Consider the following 20695-nt stretch of genomic DNA (forward strand, 5'->3'; position numbering starts at 1 on the left):
GAGGCCTCAGGCGGCCGGGGCGTGGGCGGGCATCCGGGGGGCGAGCGCCCAGTACGTGGTCCCGGCGACGACCGAGCCGAGCAGGGTGAGGTCGGCGCCGCCGAGCGGGGCCACGAGCGGCCCGGTCCACAGCTCGGAGTCGCAGGTCAGGGCGGCGAAGGCGATACCGGCGAGCAGGGCGGTCATCCCGGCCGGGTGGTAGCCGGAGCGGTACCAGTAGGCGCCCGTGCTGCCGGCGTGCAGCGCGCCGGAGTCGTAGCGGCAGCGGCGCATCAGCATGTCGGCGAGGAAGACCCCGCCCCAGGGGGCGAACACGATGATCAGCAGGGAGAGGAAGGAGAGCAGCGAGGTGGTGAAGTCGGTCAGGAACAGTGCGGCGAGCGATCCGGCGGCGGTCACGGCGGCGCTGATCACGATGGCCCGGGCCCGGCTCCACGGGATGCCGAGGACCTGGAGGTTGAGGCTGGAGGAGTAGAGGGTGATGATCGAGTTGGTGACGGAGCCGCCGAGGACGAGGGCGAGGAACAGCGGCTGGAACCAGCCCGGCAGCAGGCTCTCGGCTCCGGCCACGGCGTCGGTCATGTCGGTGCGGGTGGCGGCGGCGACGCCCGCGATCCCGAGGGCGACGGAGGAGACGAACCCGCCCAGGGCGCCCATCCACGTGATCGACTTCAGCGAGGTGGTGCGGGGCAGGTAGCGGGTGTAGTCGGCGGGCATCGGCAGGTACGAGAACGGCCCGGCGAGCATCACCACGAAGGCCAGGCTCCAGCCGGACAGGCCCGGGGCCACGGCGTCGGCCGGGGCGGCGGTCTCGGCGCCGGGCAGGACGAAGACCAGCAGCGCTCCGAAGCCGACGGCGAGCACGTAGGCCATCCAGCGTTCCGCGAACTGCACGGTGGCGTGGCCCCACATGGCGACGGCGAAGGTGAGTGCGAGGGTGGTGCCGAGCGCGAGGGCCCGGATCAAGGTGCCTTCGCCGAGCCCCACTTCGGCGAAGAAGACCTCCAGCGCCAGGGTGCCGACGACGGTGTAGCCGATGCTCACCACCCAGTTCAGGACGCCGGCCGGCCAGTTGCCCCGTACGCCGAATGCGGCCCGGGAGATGACCAGGGTGGCGGTGCCGGTGCGGATGCCGCTCAGTCCGGCGGCGCTGACCGCGAAGAAGGAGAGCCCGCTGATCACGACCACGGCGGTGGCCTGCCAGAAGGAGAGGCCGAAGGCGACGGCGAGGGCGCCGTTGATCACGTAGGTGAAGGTGAGGTTGGAGCCGAACCAGAGCCAGAAGAGGTCCTTGGCGCCGCCGTGGCGCTCGCCGTCGGGGATGGGGTCGATGCCGTGCGTCTCGACTCTGAAGACCTCGTCGACGTCGGCCGTCGTCTCCTGCTGCGTCATGCGTCTGCCCCTGCCTTCGGACCGGCGAACCCTTGAGCGACCTTGAATGCCGTTCTAAATTCTTGAATGGCATTCAAGATGCGCTGCCGACCCGGAGCCCGTCAAGACCCTGCCCGGGATAGGGTCGGAACACGGAGACCGGGAAGGCGGCACGCGTGGCGGGAGCGGCACGGCGGCGCGACGGGCGGATCGCCCAGGAGCGGATGCTGGAAGAGGCCATGACGGCGATCGCCGAGGACGGGCTGGCCACGCTCACCATGTCCGCGCTCGCCGAACGGCTCGGCACCAGCGGCGGCCACATCCTCTACTACTTCGGCAGCAAGGACCGGCTGCTGCTGGCCGCGCTGCGCTGGAGCGAGGAGCAACTGACCGTCGAGCGCGCCCGGTTGATGGGACGCAGGGTCACCGCCCACCGCAAGCTCGCACTCTTCCTGGAGCTGTACCTGCCGCGCGGCCCCCGCGATCCGCGCTGGACCCTCTGGATCGAGCTGTGGGCCCGCACCCCGTCGAACGAGCCGCTGCGCCTCGCCCAGCAGGAGATCGACGACGGCTGGCAGCGGGATCTGGAAACGCTGCTCGCCAAGGGCGTGGAGCAAGGCCGCTTCCCCGCCGGCCTGGACGTCCCCGCCCGCGCCTCGGAGCTGCTCGCCCTGCTGGACGGGCTGAGCACCCGCGTGGTGCTGGGCCAGCGCGACGTCGACCGGACCGCCGCGCTGGAGCGCGCCCGCTCCGCGGCGGCCCTGCTGATCCCCCACACGTAGGGCGCGCGCCCCGGTGGTCGACCCGCCCCTGGTTGAACGACGCGAACCGGTCGAGTGCGCCCTACCGCGCTCCTCCCCCAGCGAGCACAATCCCTGTGACGAGTCGCGTCGACCGTGAGGGGGAGCGCGTGCGCAGTCAGGTGCGCGTCGCGGACGGACGGAATCTGACGGTGGAGCGCTGGGGCGACCCGGACGGCAAACCCGTTTTCCTGCTCCACGGCACCCCCGGAAGCCGGCTGGGCCCCGCGCCCCGGGGCATGGTGCTCTACCAGCGCCGGATGCAGATCATCGCCTACGACAGACCCGGCTACGGCGGCTCGGACCGCCACCCGGGCCGCACGGTGGCGGACGTGGCCCAGGAAGTGGCCGCGATCGCCGATTCCCTCGGGCTGGAGACCTTCGCCGTGGCCGGCCGCTCCGGCGGCGCCCCCGGCGCCCTGGCCTGCGCCGCCCTGCTGCCCGACCGGGTCACCCGGACGGCGGCCCTGGTCTCCCTGGCCCCCCGGGACGCGGAGAACCTCGACTGGTTCGAGGGCATGTCTCCGTCCAACGTCCGGGAGCACTCCACGGCGGGCCGGGATCCCGAGGAGCTCGCCGCCCGGCTGATCCCGCGGGCCGCCGGCATCGCCGAGGACCCCGGCCGGCTCCTGGACGAACTGCGCCGCGAGCTCACCGACAGCGACCGCTTGATCGTCGCGGACGCGGGCCTGCGGGCCATGCTGCTGCGCAACTACCGCGAGGGGGTCCGCACCTCCGCCTACGGGTGGATCGACGACGCCCTCGCCTTCAGCAACCCGTGGGGCTTCGATCCGGCGGACATCCGCTGTCCGGTGCTGATCTGGCACGGGGAACTCGACGTGTTCTCGCCCGTGGGGCACTCCCGCTGGCTGGGCCGCCGCATCCCCGGAGCCACCACCACCATCGTCCCCGCCGTCGCGCACTTCGCGGCGCTGCACGCACTGCCCGACGTACTGACGTGGCTGCTCAGAGAGCTGCCGGCGCCGCCCGTCACCGAGCAGCAGCCGGCCTAGGAACGGGCGGCGGGGGGCCCGGGAAGAGGACGGAAAGGGAACATGATCTTGCCGTCGGGCAAACGGCCGAATACAGGACCCCTCGACATTCGGTCATTTTTTCCACGGACGCTTGACCGTTCGTCACGTCGGGGCGTTCGGCAGCTCACGTTATAGGCGTCCTGTAGGGCGTTTAGCGCGACGATCGAGACGTGGGGAGGTAAAGTCCGCGCCAGACACTGGCTCCTCGCCAATGTCGACCCTTCCCCTTTCCACGACCTCCCCGAGGACGGCGTCATGAGCACCTCCGCAACCCCCCCGACCAGCACCGTCAAGTCCTCTCGCGTCCCGCTCGACCGGATCGATGTCCGCGGTACGCGCGCGGCCGCGACCCTGGGCCGCGTCCTGCCGACGGAATCCGGCCGGCAGGTTCAGTCGCCGATCTTCAACTCCGCGCTCTGACACGGAAGTATGCGCTCTAGACTGGTGGAATGACCGGCCTGATCGCTTTCCGCGAGATCGTCCTGAAGGTTCACAGCAGATGCGATCTTGCTTGTGATCACTGCTACGTCTACGAACACGCAGATCAGAGCTGGCGAGCCCGGCCGAAAGTGATCTCCCCCGAGGTCATTTCGCATACCGCGTCGCGGCTCGCCGAACACGCGAGAGCACACGCACTTCCCTCCGTCACAGTGATCCTGCATGGAGGGGAACCGCTATTGGCGGGGACCAGCCGACTCAGGCTGGTCTGCGAGGAATTCACCCGCGCCCTCGACGGAATCGCCGCCCTCGACCTGCGCATCCACACCAACGGCCTCCAGCTCAGTCCCCGTTATCTCGACCTCTTCGCCGAATACGGCCTCAAGGTCAGCGTCTCCCTCGACGGAGACCGCGCGGCCAACGACCGCCACCGCCGCTTCGCCGACGGACGCACCAGCCACCCCCTGGTCCTGGCCGCCGTGGACCTCCTGCGCACCGAGCCCTACCGCCACCTCTACCAGGGTCTGCTCTGCACCGTGGACGTGGCCAACGATCCCGTCGCCGTGCTCGACGCCCTCATCGAACTGGCGCCCCCGCGCGTGGACTTCCTCCTCCCCCACGCCACCTGGCAGACGCCGCCCGTCCGCCCCGACGGCGCCCCCGACGCCTACGCGCGCTGGCTGCTCCAGGTCTTCGACCACTGGGAGCGCCGCGAACGGCCGGTCCCCGTGCGGATCTTCGACTCGCTGTTCTCCACCCTGAACGGCGGCCCCAGTCTCACCGAGTCACTCGGCCTCGCTCCCACCGACCTGGTCGTGGTGGAAACCGACGGGAAGCTCGAGCAGGTGGACTCCCTCAAGAGCGCCTTCGACGGCGCCGCGGCCACCGGTTTCAACGTCTTCGACCACGCGTTCGACCAGGTCGCGGCCCATCCCGGGGTCCGCGCCCGGCAGCTGGGCCTGTCCGGCGTCAGCGATACGTGCCGCCGGTGCCCCGTCGTACGCTCGTGCGGGGGCGGGCTCTACACGCACCGCTACAAGGCCGACGCGGCCGACCCGGACGGCGCCGGGAACTTCGACAACCCCTCGGTCTACTGCACCGACCTGCGCGAGCTCGTCGACGGCGTACAGGGCCGTACGAGCGCCCGCTCGGGCGCGCCCGAGCTGTCCGACCCGGCCCGGCTCGCCGGCTCCCAGGAACAGCTCACCCGGGACCTGCTCGCCCTCCTGAACGACGGCCGGACGGGTGACCCCGACTGGGCGCGGGCCTGGGAGGTGCTGGGGGCCGTGGAGCGGGCCGGGGACGCGGGCGCGGACGCGCTGGACGCCGTACTGGCCCACCCGTTCACCCGGACGTGGGTCATGGCCGCGATCGCGGCCGAGCGGGCAGGCCGCGGCGACGGCCCGGAGGCGGCCCGCAGGCTGACCGCGCTGGCCGCGGCCGCCGTCCTGCGCGGCGGGCTCGACCTGCCCGCGGAGGTCGCCTACCGGGACGGCGAGGTGTACCTGCCGACGCTCGGGCTGCTGCGCCTGGGCGAGCCCGGCACCGACGGGCGGGCCGCCCTGCACGTCACCGACGAGGGGTACGCCGTACGCGAGGAGGGCCGCCGCGAGCACCGCTTCGGGCCCGCGGCGGGCGACGCCCGCTGGCAGCCCGTACGGACCTGGTCGCCCGGGCCGGACGCGGCCCCGGTGGCCCTGGAGGACCTGGACCCCCACCGCAACTGCTTCGCCCGTCCGCCCCGGCTGCGCCTGGGCGCCGGGGAGGCCGAGGAGTGGCGGGCACGCCTGGACGGAGCATGGGACCAACTGCACCAGACCGTACCGGAGTTCGCGCGGGCGGCGGCCACCGGACTGACCACGCTGACCCCGCTCGCGGGCGGCCCGCGGGCCGGCGGCTGGGGCGAGGCCGGACGGCACGGGCCGGGCGCGCTCGGAGTGCCGTACGCGGCGGGGGTGCGGGAGACCGCGCTCGCGCTGCTGACCGGGCAGCGGCGGGGCCGGCTCCAGGCGCTGACCGAGGTGGCCGACCTGTACGCGCTGGACGGGCAGTGGCAGCACCCCTCGCCGTGGCGGGAGCGGCCGGTGCCGGTGTCCCGGCTGCTGGCCGACGTGCACGAGCGGGTGGCCGTGGAGGCCTACCGGCGGGCCGCGGCCATGGCCGAGCCCGGCGGGACGGACCGGATCAACCGGGCCCTGGACCGCTTGTCGGAGGCGGCCGAGCTCACCACCACCGGCAAGCTCCTGGTGGAGCAGCTGCGCTGGGAGCTGAAGGCGGTCGACGCGTGATCCCGGCGTCCGGGGCGGGCACCGCGTCCGGGGCCGGGTCCGGCACCGGCACCGCGTCCGCGTCCGGCACCGGCACCGCGTCCGCGTCCGGCACCCGCACCGCGTCCGCTTCCGCGTCCGGTACGGACCTCGCCGACGACCTCCGCCGGCTCGGCCTGCGCCCCGGCGCGCGCGTGATGGCGCACGCCTCCCTCGGCGGCACCGGACTGGGCGCCGACGCGCTGCGCGACGCCCTCGTCGGCGTCCTCGGCCCGCGCGGCACCCTGGTGGTCCCCGCCTTCACCCCGGAGAACTCCAAGACCTCCAGCGCCCACCTGGCGCGGATCGCGGGCCTCACGCAGGCGCAGGTGCGCGCCTACCGCGAGCGGATGCCCGCCTTCGACCCGGAACTCACCCCCAGCCAGGGCATGGGCGCCCTCGCCGAAAGCGTCCGCACCGCCCCGGGCGCCGCGCGCAGCGAGCACCCGCAGACTTCCTTCGCCGCGGTCGGCGAGGGGGCCCTGGAACTGTGCTCGGGGCACCCCCTGACCAGCCATCTGGGTGAGGAATCCCCCCTGGGAAAGATGTGCGGGGAGGGCTGGGAGGTACTCATGATCAATGTGGGATTTTCCGTCTGCACCGCTTTCCATCTCGCGGAGTATCGAATTCCGAAGCCCCTCTTGCGCATGTACGAGTGTGTGGTGAAGGTGAACCAATCGGTGCTTCCGGGGGGGCGGCCCGGAGAACCGCAGGGGGAAGGGTGGACCGCGTACGAGGACATTGCGCTGGATGACAGCGATTTCGCCGAGATCGGCAGGTCGTTCCCGGAAGACCGGGTACACCGGGGAAGGGTCTCAGGAGCATCGGCCATGCTCTTCTCCCTTCCGGCCGCGGTCGATCACGCGCTGAAGTGGATGACCGAAAACAGACGCTGATTGACTGAACCATGAGGGGATGCGGGGAAGAAGCTCCGGAATGATGTTTCTTCGCTCGCATCTTCGGGACGGGGGTCGTGTGCCCGCATCAGTGCAGCCGTACTTTTTTCTCAGTTATGCGCATACACCGAGGTTCGGCGCGGGGGGACCCGATCCGGACATGTGGGTGGAGCGCCTTTTTCGCGATCTCTGCAGCCATGTGATGGCGCTGACGAACCTGCCGGCCGGAGCCGAAGCCGGCTTCATGGACCGGGAGATACGCAGCGGCGAAGGCTGGTCGGAGCGGCTCGGGGCGGCGCTCGCCACCTGCCGCGTCTTCGTCCCCCTGTTCTCACCGCGCTACTTCGCCAGCGAGATGTGCGGGAAGGAGTGGTTCGCCTTCGCGCAGCGCACCATCCAGCACGAGGCGCTCAGCAACCAGCCGGCCGAGGCCATCGTGCCGGCCTTATGGGTTCCGGTTCCGCCTTCGCAACTGCCGCTCCCGGCCGAGCGGTTGCAGTTCAACCACAACACCTTCGGCGAGCGCTACGTCACCGACGGGCTGTACGGCCTGATCAAACTGCGCGGTTACGCCGAGCAGTACGAGAGCGCCGTGTACGAGCTCGCCAAACGGATCGTCCGGGTCGCCGAGACCGTCCGCCTCGATCCGATCCGCCCGCTGGACTACCGGCTGGTGCCGAGCGCCTTCGGCTCCCCCAGCAGCACCGCCCGCACCCTGCACGTCACCGTGGCCGCCGCCTCGCGCCACGATCTGCCGGAGGGCCGCAGCCCCGAGTACTACGGGGACAGCGCGATCGAGTGGAACCCGTACCACCCGGTGTCCCAGCGGCCCATCGCCTTCGTGGCCGAGGACCTAGTCCGCAACCTCAACTACCAGACGTCCGTGGGCTCGTTCGACGACGAGGCCGGGCACTTCGACTCCAAACAGGCGCCGACCCGGCCCGAGATCCTGATCGTCGACCGGTGGGCGGTCGAGGACGAGCAGCGCAGGGCGCGCCTCGCCGCCTTCGACCAGGAATCCCGTCCGTGGATCAACGTGGTCGTGCCCTGGAACCGCTACGACCACCAGAGCCGCGCCAAGGAGAACGAACTGGCCCGCCGGCTCGAGGACACGATGCCCGTCAAGATGAGCCAGGGCCGGGCCGCCTGCCGGGCCGCTGCCAACGGCGTGGCCAACATGGAGACCCTCGGGCAGATCCTGCCGCAGGTGGTGGAGGCCGCCGCCCAGCAGTTCCTGCGGCACGCCCAGGTCTACCCGCCGGCGGGCACCCCGGCCGGCGGATCGGAACGGCCCCGGCTGATCGGTCCGATGGGGATGAACAGCCCGCCCACCGTGCCGTCCGCCCCCTTCCCACCGGATACGGGCTCGGACGCCGGCTCGGACACCGGTTCCGACACCGGTTCCGACGCGGGACCGGACACGCGCACGGGAACGGCCCCCGGCTTCGCCCCGGGAGCAGGCTTCGGAAGGCTCGGCGGCCACGGCCGAGCCGGTGGGGCCGACCGGCCCGACCGGTCAGACCGGTCCGACCGGGCCGACCACAACAAGGACAACGACCGGGGGGACGCGGATGACAGCGAGTCGTGACAACCAGAACAGCCGTGACGAACACCGCGAGGGGCGGATCGTCACCTTCTACTCGTACAAGGGCGGCACGGGCCGCACGATGGCGCTGGCCAACACCGCCTGGATCCTCGCCGCCAACGGCAAGCGGGTCCTCGCCGTCGACTGGGACCTGGAGGCTCCCGGCCTGCACCGGTTCTTCCATCCCTTCCTGGACCCCTCCACCCTCGGCGCCACCACCGGCGTCATCGATCTGATCAGCGAGTACGCGTGGGCGGCCACCAGCCCGGTGCAGCGCGCCGACGACTGGCACACGGACTACGCGCGGATCCAGCCGCACGCCGTCTCGCTCACCCCCGAGACCCTCGGCTGGGAGTTCCCCGACGGCGGCACCCTCGACTTCGTCTCGGCGGGCCGGCAGAACCGCGAGTACTCGGCGACCGTCTCCACCTTCGACTGGGACAACTTCTACGACCGCCTCGGCGGCGGCCTCTTCTTCGACGCCTTACGGGCCGACATGAAGCGCAACTACGACTACGTCCTGATCGACAGCCGCACCGGCCTCTCCGACATAGCCGACATCTGCACGGTCCACCTCCCCGACGTCCTGGTCGACTGCTTCACCCTCTCCGACCAGTCCATCGACGGAGCCGCCTCCGTGGCCCGGCAGATCGACGAGCGGTTCAACGACCGCGGCATCAAGATCTTCCCGGTCCCGATGCGCATCGACGAGGGCGAGAAGGAGAAGGCCGACGCCGGCCGCGCCCTGGCCCGGATCAAGTTCGACCGCTTCCCCAACGGGCTGATGGGGGACGAACTCACCTCCTACTGGGGTGCGGTGGAGATCCCCTACCGCCCCTACTACGCCTACGAGGAGACCCTGGCCACCTTCGGGGACGAGGCCGGGCTCACCAACTCCCTGCTCTCCGCCTTCGAACGCCTCACCGCGGTCGTCACCGAGGGCGACGTCACCTCCATGCCGGCGATCGGCGAGGAGGTGCGCCTGCGCATCCGCGACGCCTTCACCCGGCGCCGTCCCGCCCTGCCCGCCGACCTCTTCCTGTCCTACGTCGCCGAGAACCGCATGTGGGCCGACTGGATCGAGTCGGTGCTCACCCGGGCCGGCTTCCGGGTCGTGCCCAAGGACGTCTCGGCCGAACGGGCCCCGGGCGCGGCCGTCGGGGACACCCTGGGCGGGGGGGCCGGCATCAGCGTGGACACCGCCGCCCGGACCGTGGTGCTGCTCTCCAGCGCCTACCTCAAGTCCGCCCGCGCGGTGGACGTCTGGGAGCGGGCCGCGGCCGAGGACCCGACCGGGGGCCGGCGCCAGCTGGTGCCGCTGAGGGTGGGCGACGTACGCCTGTCCACCCCGTACATCGACCGCAATCCCGTGGACCTTTTCCGCCTCGACGAGGTGCACGCCACGACCGCGCTGCTGCGCGCGGTGGAACGGCCGATGGCGCTGCCCGACAGCGTCACGAGCGCCTCCGCACCCGGCCCCCGATTCCCGGGGACGGTCCCGAAGATCTGGAACGCACCGCCCCGCAACCCCGGTTTCACCGGACGTTCCATCGTGCTGGAGCGGATGCGCGACCAGCTCGGCGGCGGCATGGCCGTGGTGCTGCCGCAGCCGCAGACCCTCTCCGGACTCGGCGGCGTCGGCAAGACCCAGGTGGCACTGGAGTACGTGCACCGCTTCATGGCCGACTACGACCTGGTGTGGTGGATCTCCTCGGAGCAGACCGACGACGTGGTCGCCGCCCTGGCCGAACTGGCGGTGCGCCTGGGCGCGCAGACCGGCGAGGACATGTCGGCCGCCTCCCAGGAGGCGATCGACCTGCTGCGGCGGGGAGTCCCCTCCTCGCGCTGGCTGCTCGTCTTCGACAACGCCGACGACCCCGAGACGCTCAAGCGGTTCTTCCCGCCGGGCGGCCCGGGGCACGTGCTCGTCACCTCCCGCAACCAGTCCTGGTCGCAGTACGGCGACGCGCTCCCGGTGGACGTGTTCCTGCGCGAGGAGTCCATCGAGCACCTCCAGCGCCGGGCACCCGGACTCAGCAAGGACGACGCCGAGCAGGTGGCCGTCGCGGTCGGCGACCTGCCGCTCGCCGTCGAGCAGGCGGGCGCCTGGATCGCGGAGACCGCGACCCCGGTGTCCGCGTACATCGAGCAGCTGGCCCAGCAGGCCGCCCGGGTCCTGGCCCTGAACCAGCCGCCCGGCTACCCGCAGCCGGTGGCCGCCACCTGGAACGTCTCCATAGAGCGGCTCCAGTCCCGTTCCCCCGCCGCCGTACGGCTGCTCCAGCTGTGCGCCTTCTTCGCGCCCGAGCCGATCTCGGCGAACCTGCTCTACAGCAAGGAGATGATCGACACCCTCAAGCCGTACGACTCCTCCCTCCAGGAGAAGCTCGTCCTCGGCCGCGTGATCCGGGAGATCGGCCGCTTCGCCCTGGCCAAGGTCGACCAGGTCAGCAACAGCATCCAGGTCCACCGGCTGGTGCAGGCCGTGATCCGGGCGCAGCTGTCGGAGGAGGAGCAGCGCGAGGCCCGGCACGCGGTGCACCGGATCCTGGCGGGTGCCCGGCCGGACGACGACGAGCCGATAGACAACCCCGAGACGTGGCCGCGGTTCAACACGATCTGGCCGCACCTGACCCCGTCGGAGGCCCGGTTCTGCAAGGAGCCGGAGACCCGCCGGCTGCTGATCGACCGCGTCCGGTACCTGTGGAAGCGCGGCGACTTCAAGGCGGCGTACGCGCTGGGCGAGGAGCTGCGCGAGACCTGGCGCGAGACCCTGGGCGGCGACGACCTCCAGTACCTGTACCTGCGCTTCCACCTGTCCAACATCCTGCGCTCGCAGGGCCGGTTCGTGGAGGCCATGGAGCTGGACGAGGGCACGCTGGAGCGCCAGCAGGCGGCGCTGGGCCCCTCGCACCCGCACACGTACATGACCACCAGCGGTCTGGCGATGGACCTGGGCGCGCTCGGCAGGTACGGCGAGGCGATGGAGCTGGCGGCCGCGGCGCACGAGGGCTTCGGGCAGATCTTCCACGAGGCGCACCCGCGCACCCTGGCCGCCGCGAACAACCTGGCCCTGAACCTGCGCATGATCGGGCAGTACGCGCGGGCCAGGGAAATCGACCAGGAGGTCTTCGACCGGCGCACCGAGGTGCTGGGCACGGACCACCCGTACACCCTGTCCTCGGCGCAGAACCTGGCGCGGGACCTGCGCGAGGTCGGCCGGTACGACGACTCCGTGCAGCTGCTGAGCCGGACGTACGAGATCTACAAGCGGACGCTGGGCCGGGCCTTCCCGGGCACCCTGTCGGCGGCGAAGAACCTCGCGGTGTCGCTGCGCCGGGCGGGCGACGTGGAGGACGCGCTGCGGCTGACGACCGCGACCCGCAACCGCTACCGGGCCAAGTACACCTCGGTCAACCCGGACCTGCTGGCCTGCGAGTTGAACCTGGCTGCGGACCTGTTCGCGACCGGGGACGCGGGCGGGGCGCGGGACCTGGCCCAGGAGGTGGTGGACGAGTACGTCAAGGTGCCGGGCGAGCGCCACCCGTACACCCTGGCGGCGGTCAACAACCTCGCGGTGTTCCACTGGGGCACGGGCGCGGCGGAGACCGCCGAGCCGATGCTGCGCCAGACCGTCCACCACATGCGCGAGGTGCTGGGGGACAACCACCCGCACACCATCTTCGCCAATCTCAACCTGGCCAACGCCCGTGCGGACCTGGGCGATCCGGAGGGGGCCCTGGAGCTGGAGCGGATCTCGGTGATGCGGCTGCGCGAGGCCCTGGGCGTGCACCACCCGGAGACCCTGGCCAGCGCCTCCAACATGGCGGTCAGCCTGGACATGATGGGCCGCAAGGAGGAGGCGAACCGGGTGCGGGCCGAGGCGGTGGCCGAGCTGACGCGGCTGCTCGGCGAGGACCACGGTCTGACCCGGTACGCGCGCGACGAGCGGCGGGTCCACCGGGACCTGGAGCCGCTGGCGGTGTGATCCGGCGGGGGCGGCTCCGCCGGGGCCGCCCCCGCACGTCCTTTCTGCACACCTGATTCCAGACTGGGGGGTGCGCTGTGAGTAGCAGCATGACCTTTCGCAACGAGGACCTGCCGGCCCTCTTCCACCACACCGACCAGGCGGCGATCTCCCGGCAGCGGGAGTCCACCCAGGCCACGCGCGCCCAGCTGGTGCTGCTCGTCGCGGCCGCCGGGGCCGCCGCCCTGCCCGAGGGGCCGAAGCTCGGGTCGATGTACCTGTTCGGGCTGCTGAGCGTGGTCTCCTACGCGGGGGTGCTGGCCGTGGGCATCCGGGCGACCCGGCGCCGGGCCCGCCCGCAGTGGCAGCTCAACCGCAGCGCGGCGGAGTTCATCAAGTCGCTGGCCTGGCGGTACGCCGTCCACGGGGCCCCGTTCGGCAGCGATGTCCCGGGGCCCGAGGGCGCGTACCGGACGCGGCTGGAGGCGGGGCTGGACGAGCTGCGGAAGATGGGCTGGAGCGATCCGCGGACCGCCGGGCTGGTCCCGGAGGGCGGGGAGATCACGGGCGCGATGCAGCGGCTGCGCGGGCTGGACTACCAGGTGCGCAGGGAGACCTACGTACGGGACCGGCTGATCGAGCAGCGCAACTGGTACCAGCGCCGGACGGAGGTGTCGCGGCGGGCGACGGCCCTGTGGTCGTGGTCGATCGTGCTGCTGACCTGTCTGGCGCTGCTGTTCGCGCTGGTCGGGGCGTTCGGGTCGGGTCCGGGGCCGAAGCTGACCGGGCTGTTGAGCGCGGCGGCGGCGGCCGGCATCGCCTGGAACGAGGTGCGGCGCCACCATCCGCTGATCGAGGCGCACACCCTGATCGAGCAGGACCTCTCGGCGATGATGGTCGTGATGCAGACGACCATCACCGAGTCGCAGTGGCCGTCCTCCGTCTACGAGACGGAGCGGTACGTGTCCCCGCAGCACACGGACTGGCTGGCCCGGCACAGCAGTTGAGACCTGGGCGGCGCGGGGGGCGTGGCCTCAGTCCCGGGTCACGCCCTCGCGCCAGATCACGGTGACGGGCTTGCCGAGCGCGCGGGCGTAGGCGACGATCTCGGCGGTTCCGCCGTGCCCGCGGGCCGGCAGGCCGTCCCAGACGGCCACGAGGCGGTCGCAGGTGTCGGCGATGTAGGTGCCGGCGGCGTAGTAGGCCTCGTCGGTGGAGCGGGCGAAGTCCATCCGGACCTCCTGGGCGGCCCGGTCCTTGAGCCCCAGGTAGCGGTCCAGGGCCTCGGCGTCCTCGAAGCCCTCCTCGTAGTCCCCGCTGGGGATGACCACGGTGAGGTCCGCGCCGTATTCCAGCGCGATGGCGGCGAACAGCTGGTCCGCTCCGTCGGCGAGGCTGGAGAGGGCCTCCAACGGCCCCTCATGGCCCGCCAGTACGGCTCGCAGACCTTCCTCCACGTGTCCGAGCGCCTCGTCCGGGATCGACCGGTGTCCGGTCACGCCGATACGTTTCATGCGGAAACCAGCCTCCCCCGCGGGCATGTGCCCTGGACATCCTCCCAGAAGGCGGGAGGACGTCCAGGGGTGCGGCGGGGGCGCATGGATCTCTAGTAGACGCTGACCCCGTACGCGTTGAGTGCCTCGACCACGGGCTGGAAGTACGTGGTGCCGCCGGAGGAGCAGTTGCCGCTGCCGCCGGAGGTGAGGCCCACGGCGCGGGTGCCGGAGTAGAGCGGGCCGCCGCTGTCTCCGGGCTCGGCGCAGACGTTGGTCTTGATCATGCCGTAGACGATGTCGCCGCCGCCGTAGTTCACCGTGGCGTTGAGGCCGGTCACCGAGCCGCTGTGGGTGCCGGTGGTGGAGCCGCGCCGGGTGACGGACATGCCGGTGGTGGCGTTGACGGCGCTGGTGATGTCCTGGCCGCCGACGGTGCCGGGCGGCACCGGGGAGTTGCTCGCGTACTTGATCAGGCCGTAGTCGTTGGTCGGGAAGCTGGAGCCGACGGTGGACCCGATGACGGTGGTGTGCGAGGAGTTGGTCCACCAGGTGCCGGCGCCGTCGGTGCAGTGGCCGGCGGTAAGGATGTAGTAGGTGCTGCCGCTGCGCACGTTGAAGCCGAGCGAGCAGCGCCAGCTGGAGGCGTAGATGGCGTCGCCGCCGGAGAGCAGCTTGGTCAGCTTGCCGGGGGTCCGCTCGATGCGCAGCGCGGAGGCGTCGGCCCCGGCCTCCCGGCGGATCCTCGCGATGCTCGCGGCGGAGACCGTGGAGTCGGCGGTGACCACGAGGGTCCCGGTGGCGGGGTCGGTGTGCCATGCGGTGCCGGCCACGTCGGCGCGCAGGACCGAGGCGCCGACGATGGCGAGCCGGTCGGCGCCGAAGCCGCCGTCGGCGTGTGCGGTGGGGGCGGCCAGGGCGGCCACGGCGGCCATGCCGGTGGCCACGGCGAAGAGCCTGGAGCCGATGATGCGGGTGATCCTCACTTGTCGTCCTCCCGGAGGGGATCGGGGGCCCGGACGGTGTGGGGTGCCGGAACCCGTGGAGGGCTGCCGGGGACACGGCGGACGTGAGGCCGTTCGTCGTGCCCCTGACAAACCCGGAGAGACGCTGTCGGGAGTGTGCTGGCGTCAGATGGCGCCAGCAAGGGCGCCTTTCAGCCGTCGTTCGCCCGCCGCCAGCTCGAACGGCAGCGTGTTGCCGGGCGGCGGGAAGGGACAGATGAAGTGGTCCGCGAACGCGCAGGGCGGCAGCTGTACGCGGTTGAGGTCCACGGTGATCGAGCCGTCCGCGGCCGGGATGCCGGGCTTGAGGAACCGGAAGCGGTAGCTGGAACGGCCGCCCGTGGCGTCCCCGATGACGGCCCACAGGCTGCCGTCGCCCTCGTCCACGGCGACCTGGAGGGCGTGGCGGGCGCCCTCGAACTCGAAGCTCAGTTCGCCGCCGAGGCCGAGGCCGCGCGAGCGCCCGTCGGCGTTCTCCACCTGGACCGTCCGGCTCGCGCCGTACGGCCGGAAGCGGCCCGGCACGGCGTACGCCGGGTCGTACGGGGTGGCCTCGATCCCCTCGAAGGCCGCGCGGCCCGGCGCGGCGGGGTCGAAGACGCGTACCGCCCAGTCCCCTTCGCGCCGGAGCACGACGAGCCGTACGTCGCCGACGGCGACCCGGGAGTGCGAGGGCGGGGCGCCGTCGGCGGCGAGGACGGCGTCACCCGTGAAGGGCTCCGCGTCCAGGCTGATCCCGTCGCCCTCGGCCGCGGTCAGGGTCACCCCGCCGTCGGTGGCGTGCCAGACCCCCGGAACGGCCGGAATTCGACCTTCCGAGTAGTCGGCGAGCCAGTGGGTGCCGGTCAGCGAGAGGGGCCCGTAGGGGGCGGACACGGTGGCCGTCCGATGCTCGTGCCACCGCTTCCAGGCGGTGGCCGGGTCGTCCGCGAGGACTGCGTCAGCGCTCATGCCGCTCAGCCCTTCCACACCGGCCCGGCCGGGAACCGCACGGTACGCCGTCCGGGCCAGTGCCGATCCGGGCAGGGGGCGCAGACGCGGCCCAGTGGGGCTGACGGGTCCTCAGCAGCCGTCGCAGGGACAGCAGCAGCAGTCGCCGCACCCGCAGTCTCCGCAGCATTCGCAGCCGTCGCAGCAGCCACCGGCATCGCACCACGGGTCCCGCCGCTGCCGCGACCAGGGGCCGTCGTGTTCCGTACAGCACAGCTGGCAGGTGCAGAACAGCCCGATGGCCACCGCGCAGCCCGGCACCAGGCCGCGGCGCGGCCTCTGCGGGGGCGGCGGCGGGCCGAAGCCCACCGGGGGCGGGCCGAAGGCGCCCTGTACGCCGTGTTCCGTCACGGTATGGGCACAGGCCGCCGTCCCGAAGGCCCGGTCCACCGAGGTGCGCAGCTCGTGCACGAGCAGCCGGTGGGCGAGGCCCGCGTCCGCGAACTCCGCTTCGCGCAGTGCGAGCCGGATGCCCGTGAGGGCGTCGTCGCAGAGCCTGCGCGCCTCGGCGCGCGAGGTCCCGGTGGCGGTCAGCGGGTTCCAGGCGCCCGCCGCGGCGTCGGCGCCCTGGTCCTCCACCGCGTCCAGCAGGTGCGCGAGGCGTCCGAAGTAGCGGCCCGCCTCGGCGAGCGCGGCGGCGTTGCCTGGCCGTCCGGCGAGGGTCGCGGTATGGGCGAACGCGGCGGCCGTGGCGGTCTCGGTCGGCTCCGTCACCACGAGCACCGGCGTGCCGGGGCCGGCCAGGGTCTCGATGCCCGCCTGGCGGTCCACGGCGTCGACGAGGACCGCCGTGTCGAAGCCGAGCGAGGCCCCCGTGCGGGCGCCCGCCCGGTCCCATCCCTTGGCCACCCGGCGGGCCGCCAGCGCGATCGGGGCCCGGGCCAACAGCCCGTCCCGGTCGGCCACGTGGTCCCGCACCTTCGCCGAGGCCAGGACGAGCGAGACGGCGGCCGCGAGCCGCGCCCCCTCGCCGTTGGCCACCGGGGCGGTGCGCATCCCGCGCAGCGGACAGGGACCGGCGGTGCGCCGGCCGGACGCGGCGGGCCCGGACTGAGCCTCCGTCAGAACGGAGACGAGCAGCCCGTCGTAGTTGGTCACGATCCTCGCGAACTGGCCGTGGTCACCCCGAAGTGCCAGGCACAACCCGCACAGATGAGCCATCCACTCCGCCTTGAACCGCTCACCGAGCCGGTGCGTACATGGTCTGACGATGCCGAACAAAACGCTTCCCCCGTGTGTATACCCGTGCTCGACGGGCATCGTAGCGGGACCGCGCTTCACCCGTACGTCCCCCTCGACCACCCGTACGGTCGCACCGGTCGTATTTTCACTCAGTCAGCAGCGGTAGCCGCCAGGAGGCTTGACGGTGCAACGGATGTTCTGCACCAGTACCGTCACGAAACCCCTGCGCGGCGACTATCCACTTGGCGCGTTGTCAGCATCATGGACGACGATAGGGACGCGGAAGAGAAGACAGACTGACCGCGATGAAAGGAGGCGTCCATGGGTTCGGTGCGCAAGGCGAGTGCCTGGCTGGGTCTCGTAGAGGACAGCGACGACGAGCGTTATTACGACGACGACTACGCGGAGGCCCCGCAGGGGGGTTCTGTGGTCGGCCCCGGCGAGCAGTGGGTCACGGACCCGCGCGTCAAGGTGGCCTCGGAGTCCGCCGTCGAGCAGGGCCGCCGCATCGCGACGGTCACCCCGGACGGTTTCCGTGACGCGCGCGGCATCGGCGAGCTGTTCCGCGACGGTGTCCCGGTCATCGTGAACCTCTCCTCGATGGACCCGGGCGACGCGAAGCGCGTGGTCGACTTCGCGGCCGGCCTGACCTTCGGCCTGCGCGGTTCGATCGAACGGGTGGCGACCAGGGTCTTCCTGCTGACCCCGGCCGACACCCAGATCGTCAACGGCGAGTCCGGCGGCCGCTCGCGCGACTTCTTCAACCAGAGCTGAGCCCGGGGGCACCTCCCAGCGGTAGCTGGGGGACCCTCACCGGCCGCCTCCGTTCCCCGGTCCTCCCTGACCTACCGGAAGGCGTCGAGTCCGGTGAGCGCCTTGCCCAGCACCAGCTGGTGCATCTCGACGGTGCCCTCGTAGGTGAGGACCGACTCGAGGTTGGTGGCGTGCCGCATGACGGGGTACTCCAGGGAGATCCCGTTGGCACCGAGGATCGTCCGCGCGGTGCGGCAGATGTCGATGGCCTCGCGGACGTTGTTGAGCTTGCCGAAGCTGATCTGCTCGGGCCGCAGGGTACCCGCGTCCATGCGCCGGCCCAGGTGGTGGGCGAGCAGGATCCCCTTGTGGAGCTCCAGCGCCATGTCGGCCAGCTTGGCCTGGGTGAGCTGGAAGCCGCCGATGGGCCTGCCGAACTGCTCGCGCGTCTTCGCGTAGTCGAGCGCCGCCTCGAAGCTGGCGCGCGCCGCGCCCATGGCCCCCCACACGATCCCGTACCGCGCGTGGCTGAGGCAGCCGAGCGGCCCCTTGAGCCCGGTGACGCCCGGAAGCACGGCGTCGGCGGGCAGCCGTACGTCGTCCAGGACCAGCTCGCTGGTCACCGAGGCGCGCAGGGACCACTTGTGCTTGATCTCCGGCGCGGAGAATCCGGCGGTGTCCGTGGGCACGGCGAACCCGCGGATCCCCTCGTCGGTCTGCGCCCAGACGACGGCCACGGCCGCCACCGACCCGTTGGTGATCCACATCTTGCGGCCGTTGAGCACCCAGTCGGTGCCCTCGCGCTTCGCGTACGTGCGCATGGCGCCCGGGTCGGACCCGACGTCGGGCTCGGTCAGCCCGAAGCAGCCGATGAGCTCGCCGGCGGCCATACCGGGCAGCCAGCGCTGCTTCTGCTCCTGCGAGCCGTACTTCCAGATCGCGTACATGGCGAGCGAGCCCTGTACGGAGACCAGCGAGCGGATCCCGGAGTCGGCGGCCTCCAGCTCCAGGCAGGCGAGCCCGTACTGGACGGCGCTCGCTCCGGCGCAGCCGTACCCCTCGAGGGACATCCCGAGGGCCCCGAGCGCCCCCAGTTCCTTGGCGAGCTCCCGGATCCCGGGCAGTTCGCCGTTCTCGTACCACTCGGCGATGTGCGGTAGCACCCGGTCGGCGGCCCAGCCGCGCACGGTGTCGCGGATGGCGAGGTCCTCCGGCGCGAGGAGCTCGTCGAGACCGAGCGGATCTGTGGGTACGAAGGACACGGAGCCTCCTGGCAGGCCGGGGTCGAATTCTCGGAAACCTGGTGCTGTGGCCGGAAGGTTCACCGGACTAGCGGTGCTAGTTTGTCGTCCCGACCCCGTGCGGTCCACCCGTTCCTCCTGCGGAACGGGCCGCGACCGCCGGATCGGCACGCTCGGCTTCGACCCGGAGTCCGGGAGCCCCGTCCGGGAGCCCCGTCCGGGAGCCGGCCAGCCCCAGGGCAGACTGCGGGCATGCTCGAGACTTCCGCGCGACTGCTGCGCCTGCTGTCCCTGTTGCAGGCCCACAGGGAATGGACCGGCGCCGATCTGGCCGATCGGCTCGGGGTGACCGCGCGCACCGTGCGGCGGGACGTGGACCGGCTGCGGGAGCTCGGCTACCCCGTGAACGCCAGTCCCGGCACCGGGGGCGGCTACCAGCTGGGGGCCGGGGCCGAGCTGCCGCCGCTGCTGCTCGACGACGACGAGGCCGTCGCCGTGGCCGTGGGCCTGCGGACCGCCGCCGGGAACGGGGTCGAGGGCATCGGGGAGGCCTCCGTACGGGCGCTGGCCAAGCTGCAGCAGGTCCTGCCGTCCCGGCTGCGCGGGCGGGTGTCGGCGCTGAACCAGTTCACCGTGCCGATGCTGAGGGGGGCCGGCGCGTCCACCGTAGACTCCGGCGTCCTGACCGAGCTGGCGACGGTCTGCCGCGACGCCGAGCGGCTGCGCTTCGGGTACCGGGACCACGCGGGCAGCGTCACCCGGCGGACCGTCGAACCGCACCGGCTGGTGTGCACCGAGCGGCGCTGGTACCTGGTCGCCTGGGACCTGGACCGGCAGGACTGGCGGACCTTCCGGGCCGACCGGATCGAGCCCAGATCGCCGCACGGTCCCCGCTTCACCCCGCGCCCGCCGCCCGCCGAGGATCTCGCCGCGTACGTCTCCGAGGGGATCTCCCAGGGTGCCTACGCGGCCCGGGCCGTCGTCCGTCTGCGGGTTTCCCTGGCGGAGGCCGCGCGGATCATCGCGCCGAGCCACGGAACCCTGGAGCCCCTCGACGACGCGAGCTGCCTGCTGCGCACGGGCGCGGTGAACCTCGACGTCCTGGTGATTCACATCATGCTGATCGGGTGTGAGTTCGAGGTCGTCGAGCCGGCCGCACTGGCGGACCGGATCAGGGCCGCGCGCGATCTCCTCACCCGGTCTCTGGAGCCCCGCGAAGTGGAGAAGATGTAAGGAAGCGGAGGGGAAGCGGAGGGGATCCGGGGCGCAGTCCGAAGCGCAGCCCAGAACCGAGTCCGGCGGGAATTGCGGGAAGTTCGAGGGGAATTCGAAAGAGAATTTATGCCGGGCGTGTCGCGCCACGGCAAATAAAAGGTCCCCCCAAAGCCGACGGCGGATCGGCTGTAGACAATTCGTGACACAAGCGTGACCCGGTACGGAGGAACGTCCGGGCGTGCCGCTGACGGGCACGCACCCGGGCGCGGAAACGAAGACGGCGGGCCCCGGTCGTCGTCGACCGGGGCCCGCCGTCCTGAGCGCGGTGGCGTGCGTACCGTCCGGCTCAGCCGCCGGTGGCCGGGCGGGCGGCCGCCGCGCCGCGCACCGGGGCGCGCTCCGCGTGGGGCGGGCGGCGGC

General features: G+C 72.1%; 16 protein-coding genes. 10 read left to right on the plus strand and 6 right to left on the minus strand.

The genetic code is table 11. From position 1 onward, the window contains the following. Positions 1-6: 6 nt before the first annotated feature. Positions 7-1392 (minus strand): cytosine permease, encoded by a 1386-nt coding sequence (locus J7E97_RS09485; protein ID WP_215024414.1) that lies wholly within the window; start codon positions 1390-1392, stop codon positions 7-9. 155 nt (positions 1393-1547) lie between these two features. Here J7E97_RS09485 and J7E97_RS09490 point away from each other — a divergent pair, with 155 nt between their 5' ends. From J7E97_RS09490 to J7E97_RS09525, 8 genes are all read left to right on the plus strand, one after another. Further along, positions 1548-2153, plus strand: a complete 606-nt coding sequence (locus tag J7E97_RS09490; RefSeq protein WP_215024416.1) for a TetR/AcrR family transcriptional regulator — start codon at positions 1548-1550, stop codon at positions 2151-2153. Positions 2154-2281: 128 nt separating this feature from the next. Continuing rightward, positions 2282-3184: an alpha/beta fold hydrolase gene (locus J7E97_RS09495; protein WP_215024418.1), complete on the plus strand. Its 903-nt coding sequence runs from the start codon at positions 2282-2284 to the stop codon at positions 3182-3184. A gap of 276 nt (positions 3185-3460) precedes the next feature. Then, the gene (gene fxsA / locus J7E97_RS09500; RefSeq protein WP_215024420.1) at positions 3461-3625 is read left to right on the plus strand and encodes an FxSxx-COOH cyclophane-containing RiPP peptide; all 165 of its coding nucleotides are present in this window, start codon (positions 3461-3463) and stop codon (positions 3623-3625) included. 29 nt (positions 3626-3654) lie between these two features. After that, positions 3655-5931, plus strand: a complete 2277-nt coding sequence (fxsB, locus tag J7E97_RS09505) for a radical SAM/SPASM protein FxsB, inactivated metallohydrolase extension form (RefSeq protein WP_215024422.1) — start codon at positions 3655-3657, stop codon at positions 5929-5931. Between the two features lie 155 nt (positions 5932-6086). After that, on the plus strand, positions 6087-6845 hold the full coding sequence (locus tag J7E97_RS09510; protein ID WP_251054161.1) for an aminoglycoside N(3)-acetyltransferase: 759 nt from the start codon (positions 6087-6089) through the stop codon (positions 6843-6845). A gap of 43 nt (positions 6846-6888) precedes the next feature. Beyond that, on the plus strand, positions 6889-8433 hold the full coding sequence (locus J7E97_RS09515; RefSeq protein ID WP_308346440.1) for a TIR-like protein FxsC: 1545 nt from the start codon (positions 6889-6891) through the stop codon (positions 8431-8433). Beyond that, positions 8417-12418, plus strand: coding sequence for an FxSxx-COOH system tetratricopeptide repeat protein (gene fxsT, locus J7E97_RS09520; protein WP_215024424.1), 4002 nt, complete (start codon positions 8417-8419; stop codon positions 12416-12418). Before J7E97_RS09515 ends, fxsT begins: the two co-directional genes overlap by 17 nt. 89 nt (positions 12419-12507) lie before the next feature. Next, positions 12508-13404, plus strand: a complete 897-nt coding sequence (locus tag J7E97_RS09525; RefSeq protein WP_215024426.1) for a DUF4231 domain-containing protein — start codon at positions 12508-12510, stop codon at positions 13402-13404. 27 nt (positions 13405-13431) lie between these two features. Here the strand turns inward: J7E97_RS09525 and J7E97_RS09530 are convergent, their stop codons facing one another. From J7E97_RS09530 to J7E97_RS09545, 4 genes are all read right to left on the minus strand, one after another. Beyond that, positions 13432-13911 carry a hypothetical protein gene (locus J7E97_RS09530; RefSeq protein ID WP_215024428.1) on the minus strand — a complete coding sequence of 160 codons (480 nt, stop codon included), beginning with the start codon at positions 13909-13911 and terminating at the stop codon, positions 13432-13434. A gap of 92 nt (positions 13912-14003) precedes the next feature. Further along, complete coding sequence (locus J7E97_RS09535) at positions 14004-14825, minus strand: S1 family peptidase (RefSeq protein WP_251054162.1); 822 nt, start codon at positions 14823-14825, stop codon at positions 14004-14006. A gap of 195 nt (positions 14826-15020) precedes the next feature. Beyond that, the gene (locus tag J7E97_RS09540; protein ID WP_215024432.1) at positions 15021-15845 is read right to left on the minus strand and encodes a DUF1684 domain-containing protein; all 825 of its coding nucleotides are present in this window, start codon (positions 15843-15845) and stop codon (positions 15021-15023) included. A gap of 111 nt (positions 15846-15956) precedes the next feature. Beyond that, complete coding sequence (locus J7E97_RS09545) at positions 15957-17105, minus strand: DUF5685 family protein (protein ID WP_215024434.1); 1149 nt, start codon at positions 17103-17105, stop codon at positions 15957-15959. 282 nt (positions 17106-17387) lie between these two features. Here J7E97_RS09545 and J7E97_RS09550 point away from each other — a divergent pair, with 282 nt between their 5' ends. Beyond that, positions 17388-17840 (plus strand): cell division protein SepF, encoded by a 453-nt coding sequence (locus J7E97_RS09550; RefSeq protein WP_215024436.1) that lies wholly within the window; start codon positions 17388-17390, stop codon positions 17838-17840. A 71-nt stretch (positions 17841-17911) separates the two neighbouring features. On the opposite strand, the gene J7E97_RS09555 is transcribed toward J7E97_RS09550, so the two are convergent. Continuing rightward, a complete protein-coding gene (locus J7E97_RS09555; protein WP_308346438.1) occupies positions 17912-19081 on the minus strand; it encodes an acyl-CoA dehydrogenase family protein in 1170 nt (389 codons plus the stop codon). Between the two features lie 231 nt (positions 19082-19312). On the opposite strand from J7E97_RS09555, the gene J7E97_RS09560 reads away from it, so the two are divergent. Next, entirely contained in the window at positions 19313-20293 is a 981-nt protein-coding gene (locus tag J7E97_RS09560) for a YafY family protein (protein ID WP_215024438.1), read from the plus strand. The last annotated feature ends 402 nt before the right edge of the window (positions 20294-20695 follow it).

It is taken from the genome of Streptomyces sp. ISL-66 (assembly GCF_018614135.1).
Taxonomy (GTDB): domain Bacteria; phylum Actinomycetota; class Actinomycetes; order Streptomycetales; family Streptomycetaceae; genus Streptomyces.

Coding starts and splice junctions, on each gene's coding strand:
- J7E97_RS09530 (WP_215024428.1), bottom strand. CDS start 13,911: ATGAAACGTATCGGCGTGACCGGACACCGGTCGATCCCGGACGAGGCG.
- J7E97_RS09525 (WP_215024426.1), top strand. CDS start 12,508: ATGACCTTTCGCAACGAGGACCTGCCGGCCCTCTTCCACCACACCGAC.
- J7E97_RS09515 (WP_308346440.1), top strand. CDS start 6,889: ATGTTTCTTCGCTCGCATCTTCGGGACGGGGGTCGTGTGCCCGCATCA.
- J7E97_RS09560 (WP_215024438.1), top strand. CDS start 19,313: ATGCTCGAGACTTCCGCGCGACTGCTGCGCCTGCTGTCCCTGTTGCAG.
- fxsA (WP_215024420.1), top strand. CDS start 3,461: ATGAGCACCTCCGCAACCCCCCCGACCAGCACCGTCAAGTCCTCTCGC.
- J7E97_RS09540 (WP_215024432.1), bottom strand. CDS start 15,845: ATGAGCGCTGACGCAGTCCTCGCGGACGACCCGGCCACCGCCTGGAAG.
- J7E97_RS09550 (WP_215024436.1), top strand. CDS start 17,388: ATGGGTTCGGTGCGCAAGGCGAGTGCCTGGCTGGGTCTCGTAGAGGAC.
- J7E97_RS09485 (WP_215024414.1), bottom strand. CDS start 1,392: ATGACGCAGCAGGAGACGACGGCCGACGTCGACGAGGTCTTCAGAGTC.
- J7E97_RS09535 (WP_251054162.1), bottom strand. CDS start 14,825: ATGGCCGCCGTGGCCGCCCTGGCCGCCCCCACCGCACACGCCGACGGC.
- fxsB (WP_215024422.1), top strand. CDS start 3,655: ATGACCGGCCTGATCGCTTTCCGCGAGATCGTCCTGAAGGTTCACAGC.
- fxsT (WP_215024424.1), top strand. CDS start 8,417: ATGACAGCGAGTCGTGACAACCAGAACAGCCGTGACGAACACCGCGAG.